This window comes from Nonomuraea sp. PA05, assembly GCF_008086045.1.
GTDB classification, from domain to species: Bacteria; Actinomycetota; Actinomycetes; order Streptosporangiales; family Streptosporangiaceae; genus Nonomuraea; species Nonomuraea monospora.
Map to the genome: position 1 here is coordinate 1 of NZ_VSEY01000016.1, position 17,858 is coordinate 17,858.

Sequence of the window (17,858 nt, forward strand, 5' to 3'; positions counted from 1 at the left end):
TCTACGGGTGTGAGCCCGGCACCTGGGCTTTGCATGTGCCTCCGCCGTCGTACGTGGCAAGAGCGGCCTTCCTGAGGCGCCGACATCACACCCGGCTCTCGGACGGCCTTGAGGCGCTGACTTCCTGAGACCGTCCGCTACGGTGCCTTGGTGAGCTTGCCCGCAGACAGCCACGTACACAGCGAGTGGTCCTGGGACGCCCCGAAAGGCTCGATGGAGCGCTCGTGCGCGCGCGCGATGGCCTTCGGCTTACCGGCGATCGCCTTCACAGAGCACGTTGACCACACGGTCTGGACGGTCGCTCTCGATGCCCTCGACCCGGACGACCATCTGGCGACCTTGAGCACGCCGGACGGGCAACTGACGCCTCCGGCTTTCGACGCGCCCGGGTATCTGGAGGCGATCGAAAGGTGCCGTGAACGGTTTCCGGGTCTCCGGATCCTGAGCGGCCTCGAAGTGGGAGAACCTCATTGGCACGCTCGGGCCGTCACGGACGTGCTCGGCACAGGGCGGTTCGATCGCGTGCTCGGCTCGCTGCACTGCCTCCCGACCGGGGACGGGGCGTTCTCGGAGCCGCCGGGCCTCTATGGGCGCCGGGCTGCAGCCGAGGTCGTCCGGGCGTATCTGGCTGAGGTTCCCAGGCTCGTCACTGGAAGCGACGTGTTCTCTGTGCTCGCTCACATCGACTACCCGATCCGTTACTGGCCACATCGAGAGGCCGGTCCGTTCGATCTGTTGGCGTTCGAAGAGGAGTTCCGGCACGCGCTGCGGGTGACGGCCCGGTCAGGAAGGGCGCTTGAGATCAACACCCGCGTGCCGATGGGCTCTACTCTGCTGAAGTGGTGGCGTGCGGAAGGAGGGCAGGCGGTGACGTTCGGCAGCGACGCGCATGACCCGTCCCTCGTCGCCCATGGGTTCCGGGAAGCGGCGGACATGGCGGAGGCGCACGGATTCCGCCCCGGGCAGGAGCCGTACGACTTCTGGGCCCGGGTGGGCTGACACCGAGTGAACGCGGAGGTCTCATGCTGGGGAAGCTCAGAAAGACAGGCGGTCACCAACCTCTGGAACGCCTTCTGACGACTCGTGCCAGGCGGGCCCTGGACCTGGCCGCACAAGAGGCAGCCGCTCAGGGCCATGACCGGGTCACCGGTGATCACTTGCTGGCGGGCCTGGCGCGCCTGGACGAGGGCGTGGCCGTCATCACACTCAACAGTCTCGGCGTCGTCCTCACGTCGGGCTCCAGCGCAGATCTCGGACGCCTCACAGCGCTGGCCCGGCAGGAGGCGGCCGAGCTCGGCCACCGGTATGTCGGCACCGAGCATCTGCTGCTCGGCCTCCTCCGCGAGAACGAGGCGGCGATCCCGGGCATTGGCCTGCAGCAGGCACGCGAGCAGATCGTCAAGATCCTGCACGGCCACCACCTCTGAGACGGGCCTCACAGCCGAACCGCTCGTCCCAGACCTCGCAGGTCGAAGGGCTGCGGCGAGATGCTCCAGTCCGTGACCTGGCCGGTCTCGGCATCGATGAGGATCATCATGTACGTGCCGCGCAACGGCGCCTCCGCATGCCGTACATGTCGTTGGAAGTTCCCCTCCATCTGGATCAGGTGGACACTCGCGTCCCCCGCAGGACGTGAAGGCGTGGTCGCCTGCCGGGCCGAGGCGATGTAGTGGATGTTCTGCAGATCCTGCTCCTCACCTGCGCCGGCCAGGCTCCGCGCGATGGCTGACATCTCGGCCTTTGCTGGGCGCTCGGTGCCCGGGGAGGCGCGGCTGGTCGTGATTCAGATGTGCCGGCTCGGGCCGGAGGCGTACTTCCGGCGGCCCCGGACCTGGCTGGCGCTGTCCGACGAAGGACTCACGTCCTTCGTCGGACAGCGCCAGCCAGGACTGCATGTAGGCGAGCCTACCCAGAGGACCGAACGGCCATTCGAGTCGGGCCGCCGTGATCCCTACTTGCGTTGCCCGACCGCCAACGCGAGAGCAGCGATCATGAAGCCGATCCCCACCATCGCCATCGCCACCGCGCTAGCGCCGCTCTCCATCGACCGGACCCCGCCGGCCATCACCTCTACCCCCGTGTGAAGGAGCACGGCGGTACCTGCAGCTACGAACACGATTCGCCCGATCATCATGGCGATGATCTTAAAGGCGGGGAGTCGGGCGGCCCTTCCCGAGCGAAGCTCGCCGCCTGCGTACCCGCTGGACGACGATCAGCACAACCAGGGCGACGATCGTCACGGGCAGCACGTCTATGTACTCCGACCAGACCGCAAGGCCGACGTGCACCAGCGCCACGAACCCAAGCGCAAGAACGAGCGTCTTCGACATGGTGGCGATCTTAGGAGGCGAGCAGATCGAAGTGGAACCCGACGACAAACGCCACCAGGGCGATAAGTCGCACGACCGCACCGAATCGGGGGTGCCTCAAGGACCTCTCCGTCATCCGTACAAGTCGCGGTCCCACCGAGCATGGCCATACCGATCACGGTCAGGAGAATCGCCTGAATCTTCTTACCGACTACCGGCAAATGGTCGGCGAACCTTCTGATCCCGTCGGTACCGACAATGTCCAGCACGACGACCAGGCCGCTCGCGAAGGCTGCGATCTTCCCACCCCGTCCCCACCAGATCATCGGCACACCAAACAGGTCGTTCCCCAGGGTGGACCCGCCGTCCAGCCACATGCCCCACGCCTCGAAGTAGCTGATGTCCGCCACCACCGGAGCGTAGGACCGGCACCACGAGCCGCCCAGATGGCGGCAAGGAGAGGATGCCGAGCGGGCCGGGAAGCCCAAGCGAAGGCACTGCACGACTTGTGAGAGGACATGCGGTGCCTGCCCGCCCGGAGGTCAACGGCGTCAGATAATGCACAGCCGAGCAGCCGACGCCCCGTGCTCGCGCAGGCACCCCAATCCGTCCACCAGCAGAGCCCGCCCCACACCCGAACGTCTCGACTCCGCCCGGCCGCTCAACTCCTCGACCTCACCCAGCGTGCGGTCCTCCCGGCGAAGTGAACACAGGGCCACCCCCACCATGTGGTCACCATCCCAGGCGGCCCGCCAGCAGGTCGGGTCGGCCGTCGCGAGAAAGCTGTCGAACGTCCACTTCTGCGTGAACGCGACGTTCGCGTACGAGTCGACCACCGGCTTCCATGCATCCCGATAACCGGCGGGCTCGACGGCGCCGATGCGGATCCCGGACGGCAACTGCCCAGCACCCGGGAGCGAGCGCAGATCGGGCAATTCCAGTTCGACGAGGCTGAAGACCCGCTGGTACCCGGCGTCGAGCAGCAACTCCGTCGCGTCACGCTCCCCGGCCGTGGCGTTCGCGCCGAACACGGCTGTGCGCGCAGTCCTGCTCACCTACGAGCGAGCGGATGCGGCCTTCCGCCCAGTCGAGCATCGCAGACCCGACGCCCCGGCCGCGGTGCCCGGGCAGCAGATGCCCGCGGTGCAGGTGCACCCAGGTGCCGTCGCGTTCCTCCCACCACCTGACCGTCACGTAGCCGACGACGCCACCGTCGCGCTCCACCACGACCTGGTTCTCGGGCGAATCGTGCAGGGACTGCCCGATCTCAGCGGAGGCAGGGATGCCCTCCAGAATCGACCGGGCATTGATCCGATCCCGCTCGGCACAGCCGAGCCGTACCGCCGCCATCGCATCATGGTCTTCGTGACCTCGATAAGGACGGAGCACGTAGCCGGCGGGGAATGGCAAGGAGGGGCGGTCGGTGTCGTTCACGCTCACGCCAAGGTCGAAGGACAATGACTCCTCGGGAGGTAGTCATGCACCCTCCACCAACACCTCCACCGCGCCGTCCCGGCCCGGTACTGAGATCCGGAAGCACGCCTCCGGCGCCGGACGGCATCCGCATCCGCGAGACCCGACCAGCCGCTCCTCCCCCAGCGCCGAGCGCCCAGCAGTTGGCCGACATGACGGCCATCGCACGTCAGTTGGCCGAGGCACACCAGGAGCAGGATCCCAGGAACCTTCGCTACATCGTCTCGACCCGGCAGGCGGCGCTCGCGGCGACTACCCCTTCGCGTCCTGTGGGTGACGCGAGTGTCTATGTGATCCAGATGGAGGGAAGCTTCGAGAGACGGCTCCGGCATCGGGAGGAGCCACTGCGCGGCCGCTTCATGATGATCCTGGTCGATGCCGAGACGGGGCAGGTCACGGATTGGAGCATCTCGGCGCAGCCTTTCGACCTGTCGGAACTGGGCCAAGCGCTTCCGCTGTGAGACCGAGGCTGTACGGGTTTCACACCCGTAGAACGGTGACCTGGCGTCCGGTGGGCGTGGTGGCCTGTTCGAAGGCGCCGCGTTTCTGCCAGGGTGGGGCCTCGGGGCGGCGGTCGAAGATCACCAGGACGCCGGTGGTGAGGGTGAGCCGGTCGAGGTAGCGGTCGAGCTGGGCGAGCCCGTCGGGCTCAGGGTCGTTCTCGCCTGCCCGCCACACCTTCAGCTCCATGGCCTCGCGCTGCATCAAACGCTCGCCGTCGCATCCGGAGTAGGGCCAGCGAACCAGCACGTCCAGGCGTTTGGTGCCGGCCGCGTACTCACGGTCGAGGTAGCCACCGCCGTTGACCAGGCGGTGCAGGAAGGCCATCAGGATGATCTGGCAGGCGGCCTCGTGGTAGCCCTCCTGCCGGATGAGGACCTCGCCGTGCTCCCGCCAGAACACCACGAACTCTCGCAACAGGCGGGGCAGGTCGAAACGGCCGTCCGGGAGCACGAAGCTGTGCGGGTCGGCCATCACGAGCCGCTCCGCGCGAGCGCCGAGGACCCGTAGCAGGACCTCTCGATAGATCGGGTTGGCGATCTCCAATCTCGTGGTATCCGAGATGAGGCCCAGATCGTGGACGTAGGAGACGTCGTCGTCGATGCTGTCGTCCGTGTCCGGCACCGTGCCGGCCAGGATCGGCTCGATCACCCGCATGACCCGGGGCTCGTGCAGCCGGGCCGTCAGGGCGTCCAAGTGGGTGGCGCGCGCCCGGATCAATTGCTCCTTGGCCTCTTCCACCTGCCCTGCGGTGATGGTCTCGGCCGTCCCACGCTTGAGGATGACCTCGAAAGCGAGGGCGTTGACCAACCATGGCTGGCCCTGGGTCAGCTCGAAGACCCGGTCCACAGCGTCCTTGGTGAACTCCTGACCGGTCGCCTGAGTGTGCTGGTCGTAAAGTTCGGCGATCTGGTCGGCGGCGAAGTCGCCCAGACGCAGCGACTGGGTGATGATGTTGAATGGGCTGGTCGCATTCGACGAGGTCGATACACCGCCCGAGGCGACCTTGTAGTCACGCAGGTCACGCAACCCGCACAGCACCACGGACGCAGGGAACGGATGGCCCTCCGGCCGCGCGTTGTGACCGTCACGAAGCTGGCTGAGGATGCTGACCAGGCTGTTGCCCTGCAGGGCGTCGACTTCGTCGAGGAACAGCACCACCTGGCGCGGACAGCGGCGGCACCATGCGCTCAGCGCGGAACCGAACCGGCTGCCCGACGGGGCCTCCGGCCAGGAAGCCGGCGGCAGCAGCTTCTTCGGCCATCCCGACCGTTCCGCAGCCTCGCGGAGGGACTTCAGAAGAAGTGACTCCGCTACGGCATAGTCGTCACCGGCCGCTTTGGCCCGCTCGCAGGAGAACATCAGGGCGGCGAAGTCACCCTCGGCGGTCAGCTCGGAGGCCAGAGTACGCAGCGTGGTCGTCTTGCCGGTCTGCCGGGGCGCGTGCAGCACGAAGTAGCGATCCATCTCGATCAGCGCCCGCGCCTCTGGGAGCCGTGGCACGGGAGGCAGCATGTAGTGGCGTCGCGGATCGCAAGGGCCTGCGGTATTGAACGACATCGCCGGGGGTTTCCGCACGATCACAGCTTGTCACACCTATGAGCCGTGCACCCGGTGCAGCGGAAAGGCGCCGAGGCTCCCGAAACAGCTGAGCCCATTCGTCCAGGCGCTGCTGACGGTCGCCCACCCCAGCATGCGGTCTCCGCCCGGCCATTCAGCAGGACGGCGGCTGCGGGCCGACCCGCAGCTCAGCAAGGGTGGTCACCGAACGTGCCCATCGAGCAGGGCCGCCCAGAGAGTCCAAGCGTCGTTGATCGACATGACGCTTGTCTCGTGTATCTGATATCCGCCGGCGAGCTGCACCGTACGGCGGAGGAGCCCTCTGCTGCCGCTGGAGCACAGCTCGTACACCGTGGCCCGGCAGTGGCACGTCCACGCGAGCGGACGTAGTCGCTCAAGCGCACCGCTCGGATGCAGCCACTCCAACCGCACGTGCTCTGCCCGGAGTGTAGGGACGTGTTGGCTCACGCACCGGCCGAGCGCGAGGGCACGAAGCTCTGAAGGCGTCATGGCGGCACCGTAAGCTCCCGAAACCATGGCAGGCGATGGATGGCCTGCCATGGCGCGCTATCCATCGCCTCGGCGGAGCACGCCGCCCTAGGGTTGCTGCGGTGGTGGAGTTGCAGGTGAATCAGGCCCGGTGGCGGCGAGTTCACGCGATCATCGCCGAGCGCATTCGCAAGGGTGAGTACAGGACGGGGGAACGCATCCCGTCCTTGCTCGACCTCATCGAGGAGTTCGGGATCGCCAACGTCACCGGGCAGAAGGTCATGCGGGCCCTTCGCGCCGACGGGCTGATCCGTACAGAGCCGGGCATGGGTAGCTTCGTCACTACCCCCGAAGAACGCAAAGAAATAGAGGAAGAGCAGGCGAAGCGCTCGAAGCCCGAGTGATTTCTCGGCCCAGCTCCAAGGGCAAACGACTTCGGGCCGTCCCCGGGGCAACCAACTCCGCGCACCCCAACGGTCAGGGTGGGCATTCGACGGCCCACCACCTACACGGGTAAGGGGTGGGCCGGGTCGCCGAAGGCGTGGGGTGCGCCGCGAGGCGCCAAATCAAAAACAGCCTGATGCCCGCCAGGGCGAAGCCCTTTGTGCGGGGCGGGCGTCAGACGGGCAACGGGTGGGTGAGCCTGGCTACTTGGCGTTGGCCTTGAGGTAGTCGCTGTTCATCTGGGCAATGGTGTCCAGCGGAATCCCCTTCGGGCAAACCGCCGTACATTCGCCAGTGTTGGTGCAGCCACCGAAGCCCTCAGCGTCCATCTGGTCCACCATCGCCTTGGCCCGGGTCAGCCGCTCAGGCTGCCCCTGCGGCAACAAGCTGAGGTGGGTGATCTTGGCAGCGGTGAAGAGGGACGCGGACCCGTTCGGGCAGGCGGCCACACAAGCCCCACACCCGATACAGGTAGCCGCGTCAAAGGCGGAGTCCGCAGCCTCCTTCCGCACAGGAACGCTGTGCGCGTCCGGCGCGGATCCGGCCGGCACGGACACGAAGCCCCCCGCCTGGATGATGCGGTCGAACGCGCTCCGGTCCACCACCAGGTCCTTGACCACCGGGAACGGCGCCGCACGCCAAGGCTCGATGGTGATCTCGGCGCCGTCCTCGAAGTGCCGCATGTGGAGCTGGCAGGTCGTGGTGGCGCGCTGTTCGCCGTGGGCGACACCGTTGATGACCATGCCGCACATGCCGCAGATGCCTTCGCGGCAGTCGTGGTCGAAGGCGATCGGGTCGTCGCCCTCCAGGATCAGCTTCTCGTTGAGGACGTCCAGCATCTCCAGGAACGACATGTCCGGAGAGACTTCCTCAACCTTGTACGTCACCATGCGGCCCTTGTCCGAGGGTCCGCTCTGACGCCATACGCGCAGGGTCAGATTCACTTGTAGCTCCGCTGGGTCATCTTGACGTACTCGTACTCGAGCTCTTCCTTGTGCAGCACCGGCCCCTCAGGGGAGTGCTCCCACGCCGACACGTGCGCGAAGTGCTCGTCGTCGCGCAGGGCCTCACCGTCGGCGTCCTGGGACTCGGCCCGGAAGTGGCCGCCGCAGGACTCCGTACGGACGAGGGCGTCCAGGCACATCAGCTCGGCCAGGTCGAAGAAGTCGGCCACCCGGCCGGCCTTCTCCAGCACCTGGTTGAGCTCTTCGGCGGTGCCGGACACCTTCACGTTCTGCCAGAACTCCTCGCGCAGCTCGGGGATGCGCTCCAGGGCCTTGCGCAGCGACTCCTCGGTGCGCTCCATGCCGCAGTAGTCCCACATGAGCTTGCCCAGCTCGCGGTGGAAGGAGTCGGGGGTGCGGGTGCCGTTGACGGCGAGCAGCCGGTCGATCTTGGTGCGGACCTTGATCTCGGCCTCGGCCACGGCCTCTTCGTCCACGTCCCCGTAGGGGCCGTTGGCGAGGTAGTCGCCGATGGTGGTCGGAAGCACGAAATATCCGTCGGCGAGGCCCTGCATCAGCGCGGACGCGCCGAGGCGGTTGGCGCCGTGGTCGGAGAAGTTGGCCTCGCCGATGACGAACAGGCCGGGGATCGTGGACTGCAGGTCGTAGTCCACCCACAGGCCGCCCATCGTGTAGTGCACGGCGGGGTAGATGCGCATCGGCACGTCGTACGGGTTCTCGCCGGTGATGCGCTCGTACATCTCGAAGAGGTTGCCGTACTTCTTCTCGACGGCGTCGCGGCCGAGGCGGTTGATCGCGTCCCGGAAGTCCAGGTAGACGCCGAGCCCGCCGGGGCCGACGCCGCGGCCCTCGTCGCAGACGTTCTTGGCGGCGCGGGAGGCGATGTCGCGCGGCACCAGGTTGCCGAAGCTCGGGTAGATGCGCTCCAGGTAGTAGTCGCGCTCTTCCTCGGGGATGTCGCCGGGGGCGCGCTCGTCGTTCTTGCGCAGCGGCACCCAGACGCGGCCGTCGTTGCGCAGCGACTCCGACATCAGCGTCAGCTTCGACTGGTACTCGCCGGACACCGGGATGCAGGTCGGGTGGATCTGCGTGTAGCAGGGGTTGGCGAAGTACGCGCCGCGCTCGTGCGCCCGCCAGATGGCGGTGGTGTTGCAGCCCTTGGCGTTGGTGGACAGGAAGAACACGTTCCCGTAGCCGCCGGTGGCGAGCACGACGGCGTCGGCCAGGTGGCGCTCGATCTCGCCGGTGACCATGTCGCGGACGATGACGCCACGGGCCCGCCCGTCGGAGATGATCAGGTCGAGCATCTCGTGCCGGGTGTGCATCTCGACGGTCCCGGCCGCGACCTGCCGCTCCAGCGCCTGGTACGCGCCGAGCAGGAGCTGCTGCCCCGTCTGGCCACGGGCGTAGAACGTACGGGAGACCTGGGCGCCGCCGAAGGAGCGGGTGTCGAGCAGGCCGCCGTACTCGCGCGCGAACGGCACGCCCTGGGCCACGGCCTGGTCGATGATGTTCACCGACACCTGGGCGAGGCGGTAGACGTTCGACTCGCGGGCGCGGAAGTCGCCGCCCTTCACCGTGTCGTAGAAGAGGCGGTAGATGGAGTCGCCGTCACCGCGGTAGTTCTTGGCGGCGTTGATGCCGCCCTGCGCGGCGATGGAGTGGGCGCGGCGCGGGGAGTCCTGGTAGCAGAAGGACTTGACGTTGTAGCCCAGCTCGCCCAGGGTCGCCGCGGCCGAGCCGCCCGCCAGGCCGGTGCCGACGACGATCACGTTGAGCTTGCGCTTGTTGGCCGGGTTGACCAGCTTGGCGCCGAACTTGCGCTTCTCCCAGCGCTCCTCGATCGGGCCCTCGGGAGCCTTGGTGTCCCTGATCTCGGGGCCTTCGGTGTACTTCACTTGACAACTCCGAACGTGATCGCGAGGGGCGGGACCAGGAAGCCGATCACCAGGACGACGGAGAGCAGCCCGGCGGTGGCGCGCAGCGCCTTGTTGCGGTCCTTGTTGGCCCAGCCGAGGGTCTGGAAGGCGCTCCAGACGCCGTGGCGCAGGTGCAGGCCGACCATGGCGACGGCCACGACGTAGATGAGCGTGACCCACCAGCGGGACGGGTCGAAGCCGGCGATCATCCGGTCGGCGGGCGTGGAGTCGAAGCCCTTGGGGTTGACGACGCCGAAGGTCAGGTCGAGCAGGTGCCAGACCACGAAGAGCACGATCGTCACGCCGCCCCAGCGCATGATGTGCGTGGCGTAGCCGTTCGCCTGCGACTTCTTGGCCACGTACTTGACGGGCCTGGCCTTGCCCGCGCGGCGGGACAGCGAGATCGCGGCCCACATGTGCAGGACGACCGCGACGACGAGGCCGATCTCTAGAAGCGTCAGGACCGTGCGGTACGGCGCGAACGGCTCCAGCAGCGTGCGCAGCCAGTGGGCGTAGTCGTTGAACGACTCACGACCGAAGAAGATCTTCAGGTTGCCCAGCATATGGAGCACGAGGAAGCTCACCATCACGGCGCCCGTGACGGCCATGACGACTTTCTTGCCGTTGGACGAGCTGAGGAACCCGCCCGGCTTCTTCGGCGTTGGAGTCCTCTTGGAAGCAGGGGTGTTAACAGGCGCGGTGGCGGAGCCGCGCTCTATCGTGGCAGTCACGTTTAAACGCTAGGTATCCAGCGATGATCCGTCCAAGTCATGATGGGCTTGGTTTCGATAGCCCAAGGCTATGATGTGGGTAGGCGCGGCTTTTACAGGCCGCTTACGCCGCGCCGGTGCGAGGAATATCACATGCAGTTTCAGCAGCTCGCGTACTTCGTGGCCGTTGCGGAGACCCGGCACTTCACCCAGGCGGCCGAGCGCATGCGAGTCGCCCAGCCGTCGCTCAGCAAGCAGATCAAGGCGCTGGAGGACGATCTCGGCGCCCGGCTGTTCTCCCGGGCGCGCGGCAACGTCACGCTGACGGCCGCCGGCGAGGCGCTGCTGCCGCTGGCCCGCCGCATCCTGGCCGACGCCGACACCGCCAGGCAGGAGGTGGCCCAGCTCGCCGGGCTGCGCCGGGGCCGGGTGCGCCTGGGCGCCACGCCGTCGCTCTGCGCGGGGCTGCTGGCCGACGCGCTGGCCCGCTTCCACCGCGCGTACCCGGGCATCGAGCTGCTGGTCGAGGAGGGCGGCTCGCGCGACCTGATCAGGGCGCTGGCCAGGGGGCAGCTCGACCTGTCGCTGATCATCATGCCGCTGCAGAGCGACGATCCCGCGCTGGTGACCGAGGAGATCCTGCGCGAGAACCTGGTGGTCGTCTCGCCGTCGCACGAGCAGGTCAAGGGCCCGTACCTGCACATCGAGGACCTGCGCGGCAGGCCGATGGTGATGTTCAGGCGCGGCTACGACCTGCGGGAGGCCACGCTGACGGCGTGCCGGCAGGCCGGGTTCGAGCCGCGGTTCGCGGTGCAGGGCGGGGAGATGGACGCGGTGCTGCGGTTCGTGGAGGCGGGGCTGGGGGTGGCGGTGGTGCCGTCGATGGTGCTCGACGGCAGGCCGGGCCTGCTGGGCACGCCGCTGGCGCCGCCGGGGCTGAGCCGTACGATCGCGCTGGCCCACCGCAAGGACGTCGAGCCGACGAGGGCCGCGCAGGCGTTCAGGGAGACGCTGCTGGCGTTCGTCGTCGAAGCCGGTCACGAAGGCACGCTTCCACAAGGGGTGGCGCTCATCGCAGAATGAGCAACAAGAAGCACGACTCCCACTGAGAGGCGTTTTGACGGCAAATCTCACGGAGACGCTGACGCTGCTCCTCATCGAGGACGACGACGGAGACGCCTTCCTCGTCGAGGAGCTGCTGAAGCAGGCCATGGCGCCGCCCCGGATCTTCCGGGCGCGGAGCCTGAGCGAGGCCAGGACGAAGCTGACCTCCCAGATCCAATGCGTGCTCGTCGATCTCTCCCTACCGGACGCCAGCCGCCTGGAGGCGCTGGACGAGGTGCTGGCGGTCGCCTCGCCGCACACCGCCGTGCTGGTGCTCACCGGGCTCAGGGACGTGCACGTCGGCGTCTCGGCCGTCCAGTCGGGCGCGCAGGACTACCTGGTCAAGGGCGATGTGGACGCGCGGCTGCTGGCCCGCTCCATCAGGTACGCGATGGAACGCAAACGCGCCGACCTGGCGCAGCTCAAGCTCGTCCAGGCGGAGCTGACAGCCAAGGAGAACACCCGGCTGGAGGGCGCCCTGCTGCCCGATCCACTGCTGCGTACCACCGCGATCGAGCACATGACCCGCTACCTGCCGGGCAGCGGCGGCACGCTGGCCGGCGACTTCTTCGACACCGTGCAGACGCCGGACGGCTCGGTGCACGTCGTGGTCGGCGACGTGTGCGGGCACGGCCCCGACGAGGCCGCGCTGGGGGTGGCGCTGCGCATCGCCTGGCGCACGCTGGTGCTGGCCGGACAGACGGGCGACACGCTGCTGCGTACCCTCGACACGCTGTTGCGGGCGGAGCGCAAGGCGCCCGAGATCTTCACGACCCTGTGCACGGCCACGATCAGCCCCGACCTGTGCTCGGCCAGGATGCGGGTGGTCGGCCACCCGCCCCCCGTGCTGGTGCGCGACGGCGCGGTCGAGGTGTTGCAGGGCACGCCGTCGGGCCCGCCGCTGGGCATCTTCCCGGACGCGTCGTGGTCGGTGATCGACGTCCCGCTCGGCGGGCAGTGGTCGATGATGCTCTACACCGACGGCCTGATCGAGGCGGCCGTGGGCGAGCCCAGCAGGTTCCTCGGCGTGGACGGCCTGGTGGAGCTGGTACGCGAGCACGGCGCCATCGACCTCGACCGGCTCATCACCCATGTGGGCACGTTGAGCGACGACCTGGCGGTGGTCATGTTGCGGAGGAGAACTGGATGAGCATTCACCCGCTGCCGCCGCCCAAGGCGCCCACGGGGCTGGGCAGGCTGCCGGTCGCCCGCTGGTTCGTGGTGATCGGGGCGCTGGCGGCCGTCACGTTCGCCGCCGGGGTCGCGATCGTCATGACGATGAGCACCCGGGCCGAGGCGCTCAACCCGCGCCCCGAGGTGGCCGCCCAGCTCGACCGGCTGAACGTGGCCCTCATCGTGGTCTTCGCCCTGCTGCTGGCGCTGGGCGTGACGCTGGCGTCCGTGGTGCGGTACGCGGTGCTCAAGCCGATCGACCAGCTCACCGCCCAGGTCCGCACGGTCGCCGGCGGCGACTTCGACCACGACCTGCACGTCGATCGCCCGGCGGAGCTGGCGGAGCTGTCCAGCCACATCGACTCCATGCGCGCCCGCATCGTCACGGCCTGGCGGGTGGCCACCGACCAGGCGGAGGAGCTGCGCAGGTCGAACGGGGAGCTGGAGCAGTTCGCGTACGTGGCCAGCCACGACCTCCAGGAGCCGCTGCGCAAGGTGGCCAGCTTCACCCAGATGCTGGAGCAGCGCTACGGCCCGCAGCTCGACGAGCGGGCCAGGCAGTACATCCACTTCGCCGTGGACGGCGCCAAACGCATGCAACTGCTCATCAACGACCTGCTCGACTTCTCCAGGGTCGGCCGGGTCACCGGCGAGAAGAGCGAACTCGACTCCGGCGCGACGCTGGATGCGGCGCTCGACAACCTCTCGGCCACGATCGAGGACTCCGGCGCCACCGTCACCCGCGACGAGCTGCCCCGCGTCCACGGCAACGAGCTGCAGCTCACCCAGCTCTTCCAGAACCTGATCGAGAACGCCGTCAAGTTCCGGTCGGAAGAGCCGCCGCGCGTGCACATCGGAGTCAGGCGCGACGGCGACCTGTGGGAGTTCAGCTGCGCCGACAACGGCATCGGCGTCGAGCCCAAGTACGCCGACCGCATCTTCCTCATCTTCCAGCGCCTGCACCCGCGCGACGTGTATCCAGGGACCGGCATCGGGCTTGCCCTGTGCCGGAAGATCGTCGAGTATCACGGCGGGCAGCTCTGGCTCGACGGCGACTCCGGCTCCGGCGGCCACGGCGCCACGTTCCGCTGGACGCTACCCGTGGCTGGAGGCGAGTGATCGATGAACGGCTGGCGGCCGATCGAGGTGCTCCTGGTGGAGGACGACCAGGGCGACATCCTGCTCACCAAGGAGGCCTTCGACCTGAACAAGGTGCGCAACCGGCTGCACGTGGTCAACGACGGCGAGCAGGCGATGGCGTTCCTGCGCCAGGACGAGGGCTACGCGCAGGCGCCGCGGCCCGACCTGATCCTGCTGGACCTGAACCTGCCGCGGATGGGCGGGATGGAGGTGCTGCGTGAGGTGAAGGCGGACGCGATGCTCAGGACGATCCCGGTGGTGATCCTGACGACGTCAGAGGCGGAGGAGGACATCCTGCACAGTTACCGCCTGCACGCCAACGCATATGTCTCGAAACCGGTGGATTTCGAGCAATTTATCCGTGTTGTCCGGCAAATCGATGATTTCTTCGTCACTGTGGTGAAGTTGCCGGTGCAGGGGTAGCAGCCTGACGCGCGTACGTGACAGGAATCACAGTCAGTCATCGAAAAAGTGAGTGACCCCGCTCACAAATCTCGATCCTGTCGTCGTAACGTATCCCCCACCAATGCGCGCCCGAGCGGGATTCCGCCGTGTGAGCGCGCCCAGCGAAACGAACCACGGACCCCCTGCGCAGATGGGTCCGCGGGAGGTGGAGAGGTCCGCGATGACCCAGACGACGCCCGACGCTCCGGTCCGACGGCAGCGTGCGCAAGTCAAGGTGCGCACCCTGCGCACAGACAGATGGTGGCTGGCCCCGCTCCTGACATTCCTCGGGCTCAGCTCGTTCCTCATCTACGGTGTATGGGCCATCATCGACAACAGCTACTTCGTCGATCCCTACATCGCCCCGTTCGCCTCGCCTTGCCTGGCGACCTCCTGCGAGGAGGGCGCGCGCTTCCTGGGCTGGGCGCCGATCGGCGACTGGTACGCCCTGCCGCCCGGCCTGATCATCCTTGGCCTGCCCGGCGGCTTCCGGCTGACCTGCTACTACTACCGCAAGTCCTACTACCGCTCGTTCTGGCTGTCCCCGCCGGCGTGCGCGGTGCAGGAGCCACACGGCAAGTACACCGGTGAGCGGCGCTTCCCGCTCATCCTGCAGAACATCCACCGGTACTTCTTCTACGGCGCCATCGTGATCGGCCTGATCCTGGCCTACGACGCCGTCCTGGCGCTCGTGCACAAGCCGCTCGGCCTGGGCTCCTGGGTCCTGATCGCCAACGCGGTGCTGATCAACGCCTACACGCTGTCGTGCCACTCCTGCCGGCACATCACCGCGGGACGCCTCAACCACTTCTCCCGCCACCCGCTGCGGTACCGGGCCTGGACGTTCGTCTCCAAGCTCAACGCCAAGCACCAACCCCTCGCGTGGGCCTCGATGTTCTCCGTCATGGGCGCCGACCTGTACGTCCGCCTGGTGGCCAAGGGCATCATCGCCTTCCCGTACGCGTAAGGACAGCTTTCAGTGGAAAACACGCACAACACAGAGCGCCACGAGTACGACGTCGTCGTCATCGGCGCGGGCGGCGCCGGCCTGCGAGCCGCCATCGAGGCCCGCCAGCAGGGCAAGCGCACGGCCATCGTCTGCAAGTCGCTGTTCGGCAAGGCGCACACGGTCATGGCCGAGGGCGGCGCCGCCGCCGCGATGGGCAACGTCAATTCCGACGACAACTGGATGGTGCACTTCCGTGACACCATGCGGGGCGGCAAGTTCCTCAACAACTGGCGGATGGCCGAGCTGCACGCCAAGGAGGCCCCCGACCGGGTGTGGGAGCTGGAGGCCTGGGGGGCGCTGTTCGACCGCACCAAGGACGGCAAGATCAGCCAGCGGAACTTCGGCGGGCACGAGTACCCGCGGCTCGCACACGTGGGCGACCGTACCGGGCTGGAGCTCATCCGCACGCTGCAGCAGCGCGTCGTCGCCCTCCAGCAGGAGGACTACGAGACGCACGGCGACTACGAGGCCTACATCAAGGTCTTCGCCGAGTGCACCGTCACCCGGCTGCTCAAGGACGGCGACGCGATCTCCGGCGCGTTCGGCTACTGGCGCGAGACCGGCAACTTCGTGCTCTTCGACGCCCCCGCCGTGGTGCTCGCCACCGGCGGCATCGGCAAGTCGTACGTCGTCACGTCCAACTCCTGGGAGTACACCGGCGACGGCCACGCGCTGGCCCTGCTCGCCGGCGCGAACCTGATCAACATGGAGTTCATCCAGTTCCACCCCACCGGGATGGTCTGGCCGCCCTCCGTGCGCGGCATCCTCGTCACCGAGTCCGTCCGCGGCGACGGCGGAGTGCTGCGCAACTCCGAGGGCAAGCGCTTCATGTTCGACTACATCCCGGACGTCTTCAGGGACAAGTACGCCACCACCGAGGAGGAGGGCGACCGCTGGTACACCGACCAGGCCAACAACCGGCGCCCTCCGGAGCTGCTGCCGCGTGACGAGGTGGCCCGCGCGATCAACGCCGAGGTGAAGGCCGGGCGCGGCTCACCTCAGGGCGGCGTGTTCCTCGACGTCTCCACCCGGCTGCCCGCCGAGGAGATCAAGAAGCGGCTGCCGTCGATGCACCACCAGTTCAAGGAGCTGGCCGACGTCGACATCACCGCCGAGCCCATGCAGGTGGGACCCACCTGCCACTACATCATGGGCGGCGTCGAGGTGGACGCCGACAGCGGCGCGGCGGCCGTGCCCGGCCTGTTCGCGGCCGGCGAGGTCTCCGGCGGCATGCACGGCTCCAACCGGCTGGGCGGCAACTCGCTGTCCGACCTGCTGGTGTTCGGGCGCAGGGCGGGCGCGGGCGCGGCCACGTACGTGGACTCGCTCAAGGCCAGGCCCAAGGTGCTGCCCGAGCAGGTGGAATCCGCCAGGGAAGAGGCGCTGGCGCCGCTGGACCGCAGCGGCGAGAACCCGTACGAGGTGCACCACGAGCTCCAGCGCACCATGAACGACCTGGTCGGCATCATCCGCAAGGCCGAGGAGATCTCCGAGGCCCTCGGCGTCGTGGAGAAGCTCAAGGAGCGCGTGCGCATGGTCGGCGCGGCCGGCTCGCGCATCTACAACCCCGGCTGGCACCTCGCGATCGACCTGCGCAACATGGTGCTGGTGTCGGAGTGCGTGGCGCGCGCCGCGCTCAAGCGCGAGGAGAGCCGCGGCGGGCACACCCGCGACGACTTCCCCGGCATGAACCCCGGCTGGCGCCGCAAGCTGCTCGTCTGCTCCACCCAGGACGGCTCCGCGGTGAAGGTCGAGGAGCAGGAACAGCCGCCGATGCGCGACGACCTGATCACCCTGTTCGACCGGGACGAGCTGCAGAAGTACCTCACCGACGAAGAGATGGCCGAGTTCGACGGGATAGCGAAGTCATGAGCTACAAGGCAAAGTTCAAGGTCTGGCGCGGTGAGGGCGGCGAGGGCAGGCTCGAGGACTTCACGGTGGAGGTGAACGAGGGCGAGGTCGTCCTCGACATCATCCACCGCCTCCAGGCCACCCAGGCGCCCGACCTCGCCGTCCGGTGGAACTGCAAGGCCGGCAAGTGCGGCTCGTGCAGCATGGAGATCAACGGCAAGCCACGACTGGGCTGCATGACCCGGATGTCCACCTTCTCCGAGGACGAGACCATCACGGTCACGCCGATGCGGACGTTCCCCGTCATCAAGGACCTCGTCACCGACGTCAACTACAACTACCAGAAGGCCCGGGAGGTGCCCTCCTTCACGCCGCCGAGCGGGGTGCAGCCGGGCGAGTACCGGATGAAGCAGATCGACGTGGAGCGCTCGCAGGAGTTCCGCAAGTGCATCGAGTGCTTCATGTGCAACAACGTCTGCCACGTGATCCGCGACCACGAGGAGAACAAGACCAACTTCTCCGGTCCCCGTTTCCTCATGCGGATCGCCGAGCTGGACATGCACCCGTACGACGTGGCCGACCGTCAGGAGGCCGCCCAGGAGGAGCACGGGCTCGGCTACTGCAACATCACCAAGTGCTGCACCGAGGTCTGCCCCGAGCACATCAAGATCACTGACAACGCGCTGATCCCGATGAAGGAGCGCGTGGTGGACCGCAAGTACGACCCGCTGGTGTGGCTGGGCAACAAGATCCTCAGGCGCAAGTAG

Annotated in this window: 20 protein-coding genes; 12 read left to right on the forward strand and 8 right to left on the reverse strand. The window is 67.8% G+C overall.

All coding sequences use genetic code 11. The annotated features are described in order from the left end of the window. The first annotated feature begins 150 nt into the window (after window positions 1-150). Together FXF51_RS24655 and FXF51_RS24660 are read left to right on the forward strand one after the other, a co-directional pair. Window positions 151-999: a PHP domain-containing protein gene (locus FXF51_RS24655; protein WP_148437032.1), complete on the forward strand. Its 849-nt coding sequence runs from the start codon at window positions 151-153 to the stop codon at window positions 997-999. A gap of 23 nt (window positions 1,000-1,022) precedes the next feature. After that, window positions 1,023-1,427, forward strand: a complete 405-nt coding sequence (locus FXF51_RS24660) for a Clp protease N-terminal domain-containing protein (protein WP_148437033.1) — start codon at window positions 1,023-1,025, stop codon at window positions 1,425-1,427. Between the two features lie 8 nt (window positions 1,428-1,435). Here FXF51_RS24660 and FXF51_RS24665 read toward each other — a convergent pair whose 3' ends face one another. Then, a complete protein-coding gene (locus tag FXF51_RS24665; protein WP_148437034.1) occupies window positions 1,436-1,732 on the reverse strand; it encodes a hypothetical protein in 297 nt (98 codons plus the stop codon). Here FXF51_RS24665 and FXF51_RS24670 point away from each other — a divergent pair. Further along, complete coding sequence (locus FXF51_RS24670) at window positions 1,722-2,084, forward strand: hypothetical protein (protein ID WP_148437035.1); 363 nt, start codon at window positions 1,722-1,724, stop codon at window positions 2,082-2,084. The two genes, FXF51_RS24665 and FXF51_RS24670, sit on opposite strands and share 11 nt — an antisense overlap. Window positions 2,085-2,144: 60 nt before the next feature. Here the strand turns inward: FXF51_RS24670 and FXF51_RS24675 are convergent, their stop codons facing one another. The 3 genes from FXF51_RS24675 to FXF51_RS61985 form a co-directional block, all read right to left on the reverse strand. Continuing rightward, complete coding sequence (locus tag FXF51_RS24675) at window positions 2,145-2,330, reverse strand: hypothetical protein (RefSeq protein WP_148437036.1); 186 nt, start codon at window positions 2,328-2,330, stop codon at window positions 2,145-2,147. Window positions 2,331-2,860: 530 nt separating this feature from the next. Then, entirely contained in the window at window positions 2,861-3,340 is a 480-nt protein-coding gene (locus FXF51_RS61980; RefSeq protein ID WP_222871440.1) for a GNAT family N-acetyltransferase, read from the reverse strand. Continuing rightward, window positions 3,306-3,659, reverse strand: coding sequence for a GNAT family N-acetyltransferase (locus FXF51_RS61985; protein WP_222871441.1), 354 nt, complete (start codon window positions 3,657-3,659; stop codon window positions 3,306-3,308). The genes FXF51_RS61980 and FXF51_RS61985 overlap by 35 nt, the downstream gene beginning before the upstream one ends. 275 nt (window positions 3,660-3,934) lie before the next feature. Between FXF51_RS61985 and FXF51_RS24685 the strand changes: the two genes are divergently transcribed. After that, the gene (locus FXF51_RS24685; protein ID WP_148437037.1) at window positions 3,935-4,243 is read left to right on the forward strand and encodes a hypothetical protein; all 309 of its coding nucleotides are present in this window, start codon (window positions 3,935-3,937) and stop codon (window positions 4,241-4,243) included. A gap of 19 nt (window positions 4,244-4,262) precedes the next feature. On the opposite strand, the gene FXF51_RS24690 is transcribed toward FXF51_RS24685, so the two are convergent. After that, window positions 4,263-5,786, reverse strand: a complete 1,524-nt coding sequence (locus tag FXF51_RS24690; protein ID WP_222871442.1) for an AAA family ATPase — start codon at window positions 5,784-5,786, stop codon at window positions 4,263-4,265. Between the two features lie 668 nt (window positions 5,787-6,454). On the opposite strand from FXF51_RS24690, the gene FXF51_RS24695 reads away from it, so the two are divergent. After that, window positions 6,455-6,736, forward strand: a complete 282-nt coding sequence (locus FXF51_RS24695; RefSeq protein WP_222871443.1) for a GntR family transcriptional regulator — start codon at window positions 6,455-6,457, stop codon at window positions 6,734-6,736. A gap of 243 nt (window positions 6,737-6,979) precedes the next feature. Here FXF51_RS24695 and FXF51_RS24700 read toward each other — a convergent pair whose 3' ends face one another. Genes FXF51_RS24700 through FXF51_RS24710 form a run of 3 tightly spaced genes read right to left on the reverse strand, consistent with a single transcriptional unit; the run spans window position 6,980 to window position 10,391 of the window. After that, the gene (locus tag FXF51_RS24700; RefSeq protein ID WP_148437038.1) at window positions 6,980-7,720 is read right to left on the reverse strand and encodes a succinate dehydrogenase/fumarate reductase iron-sulfur subunit; all 741 of its coding nucleotides are present in this window, start codon (window positions 7,718-7,720) and stop codon (window positions 6,980-6,982) included. Continuing rightward, a complete protein-coding gene (locus tag FXF51_RS24705) occupies window positions 7,717-9,639 on the reverse strand; it encodes a fumarate reductase/succinate dehydrogenase flavoprotein subunit (protein WP_148437039.1) in 1,923 nt (640 codons plus the stop codon). The genes FXF51_RS24700 and FXF51_RS24705 overlap by 4 nt, the downstream gene beginning before the upstream one ends. Continuing rightward, the gene (locus FXF51_RS24710) at window positions 9,636-10,391 is read right to left on the reverse strand and encodes a succinate dehydrogenase cytochrome b subunit (RefSeq protein ID WP_148437040.1); all 756 of its coding nucleotides are present in this window, start codon (window positions 10,389-10,391) and stop codon (window positions 9,636-9,638) included. Before FXF51_RS24710 ends, FXF51_RS24705 begins: the two co-directional genes overlap by 4 nt. A 132-nt stretch (window positions 10,392-10,523) precedes the next feature. Here FXF51_RS24710 and FXF51_RS24715 point away from each other — a divergent pair, with 132 nt between their 5' ends. The 7 genes from FXF51_RS24715 (at window position 10,524) to FXF51_RS24745 (ending at window position 17,858) form a co-directional block, all read left to right on the forward strand. Beyond that, a complete protein-coding gene (locus FXF51_RS24715) occupies window positions 10,524-11,453 on the forward strand; it encodes a LysR family transcriptional regulator (RefSeq protein WP_148437041.1) in 930 nt (309 codons plus the stop codon). Window positions 11,454-11,487: 34 nt separating this feature from the next. Then, window positions 11,488-12,624 carry a PP2C family protein-serine/threonine phosphatase gene (locus FXF51_RS24720; protein ID WP_148437042.1) on the forward strand — a complete coding sequence of 379 codons (1,137 nt, stop codon included), beginning with the start codon at window positions 11,488-11,490 and terminating at the stop codon, window positions 12,622-12,624. Then, window positions 12,621-13,766 (forward strand): sensor histidine kinase, encoded by a 1,146-nt coding sequence (locus FXF51_RS24725; RefSeq protein WP_148437043.1) that lies wholly within the window; start codon window positions 12,621-12,623, stop codon window positions 13,764-13,766. The genes FXF51_RS24720 and FXF51_RS24725 overlap by 4 nt, the downstream gene beginning before the upstream one ends. A gap of 3 nt (window positions 13,767-13,769) precedes the next feature. Continuing rightward, a complete protein-coding gene (locus FXF51_RS24730; RefSeq protein WP_148437044.1) occupies window positions 13,770-14,210 on the forward strand; it encodes a response regulator in 441 nt (146 codons plus the stop codon). Window positions 14,211-14,412: 202 nt separating this feature from the next. Beyond that, complete coding sequence (locus FXF51_RS24735) at window positions 14,413-15,198, forward strand: hypothetical protein (protein WP_148437045.1); 786 nt, start codon at window positions 14,413-14,415, stop codon at window positions 15,196-15,198. Between the two features lie 12 nt (window positions 15,199-15,210). Then, on the forward strand, window positions 15,211-17,112 hold the full coding sequence (locus tag FXF51_RS24740) for a fumarate reductase/succinate dehydrogenase flavoprotein subunit (RefSeq protein ID WP_148437046.1): 1,902 nt from the start codon (window positions 15,211-15,213) through the stop codon (window positions 17,110-17,112). Further along, the gene (locus FXF51_RS24745) at window positions 17,109-17,858 is read left to right on the forward strand and encodes a succinate dehydrogenase/fumarate reductase iron-sulfur subunit (RefSeq protein WP_148437047.1); all 750 of its coding nucleotides are present in this window, start codon (window positions 17,109-17,111) and stop codon (window positions 17,856-17,858) included. Before FXF51_RS24740 ends, FXF51_RS24745 begins: the two co-directional genes overlap by 4 nt.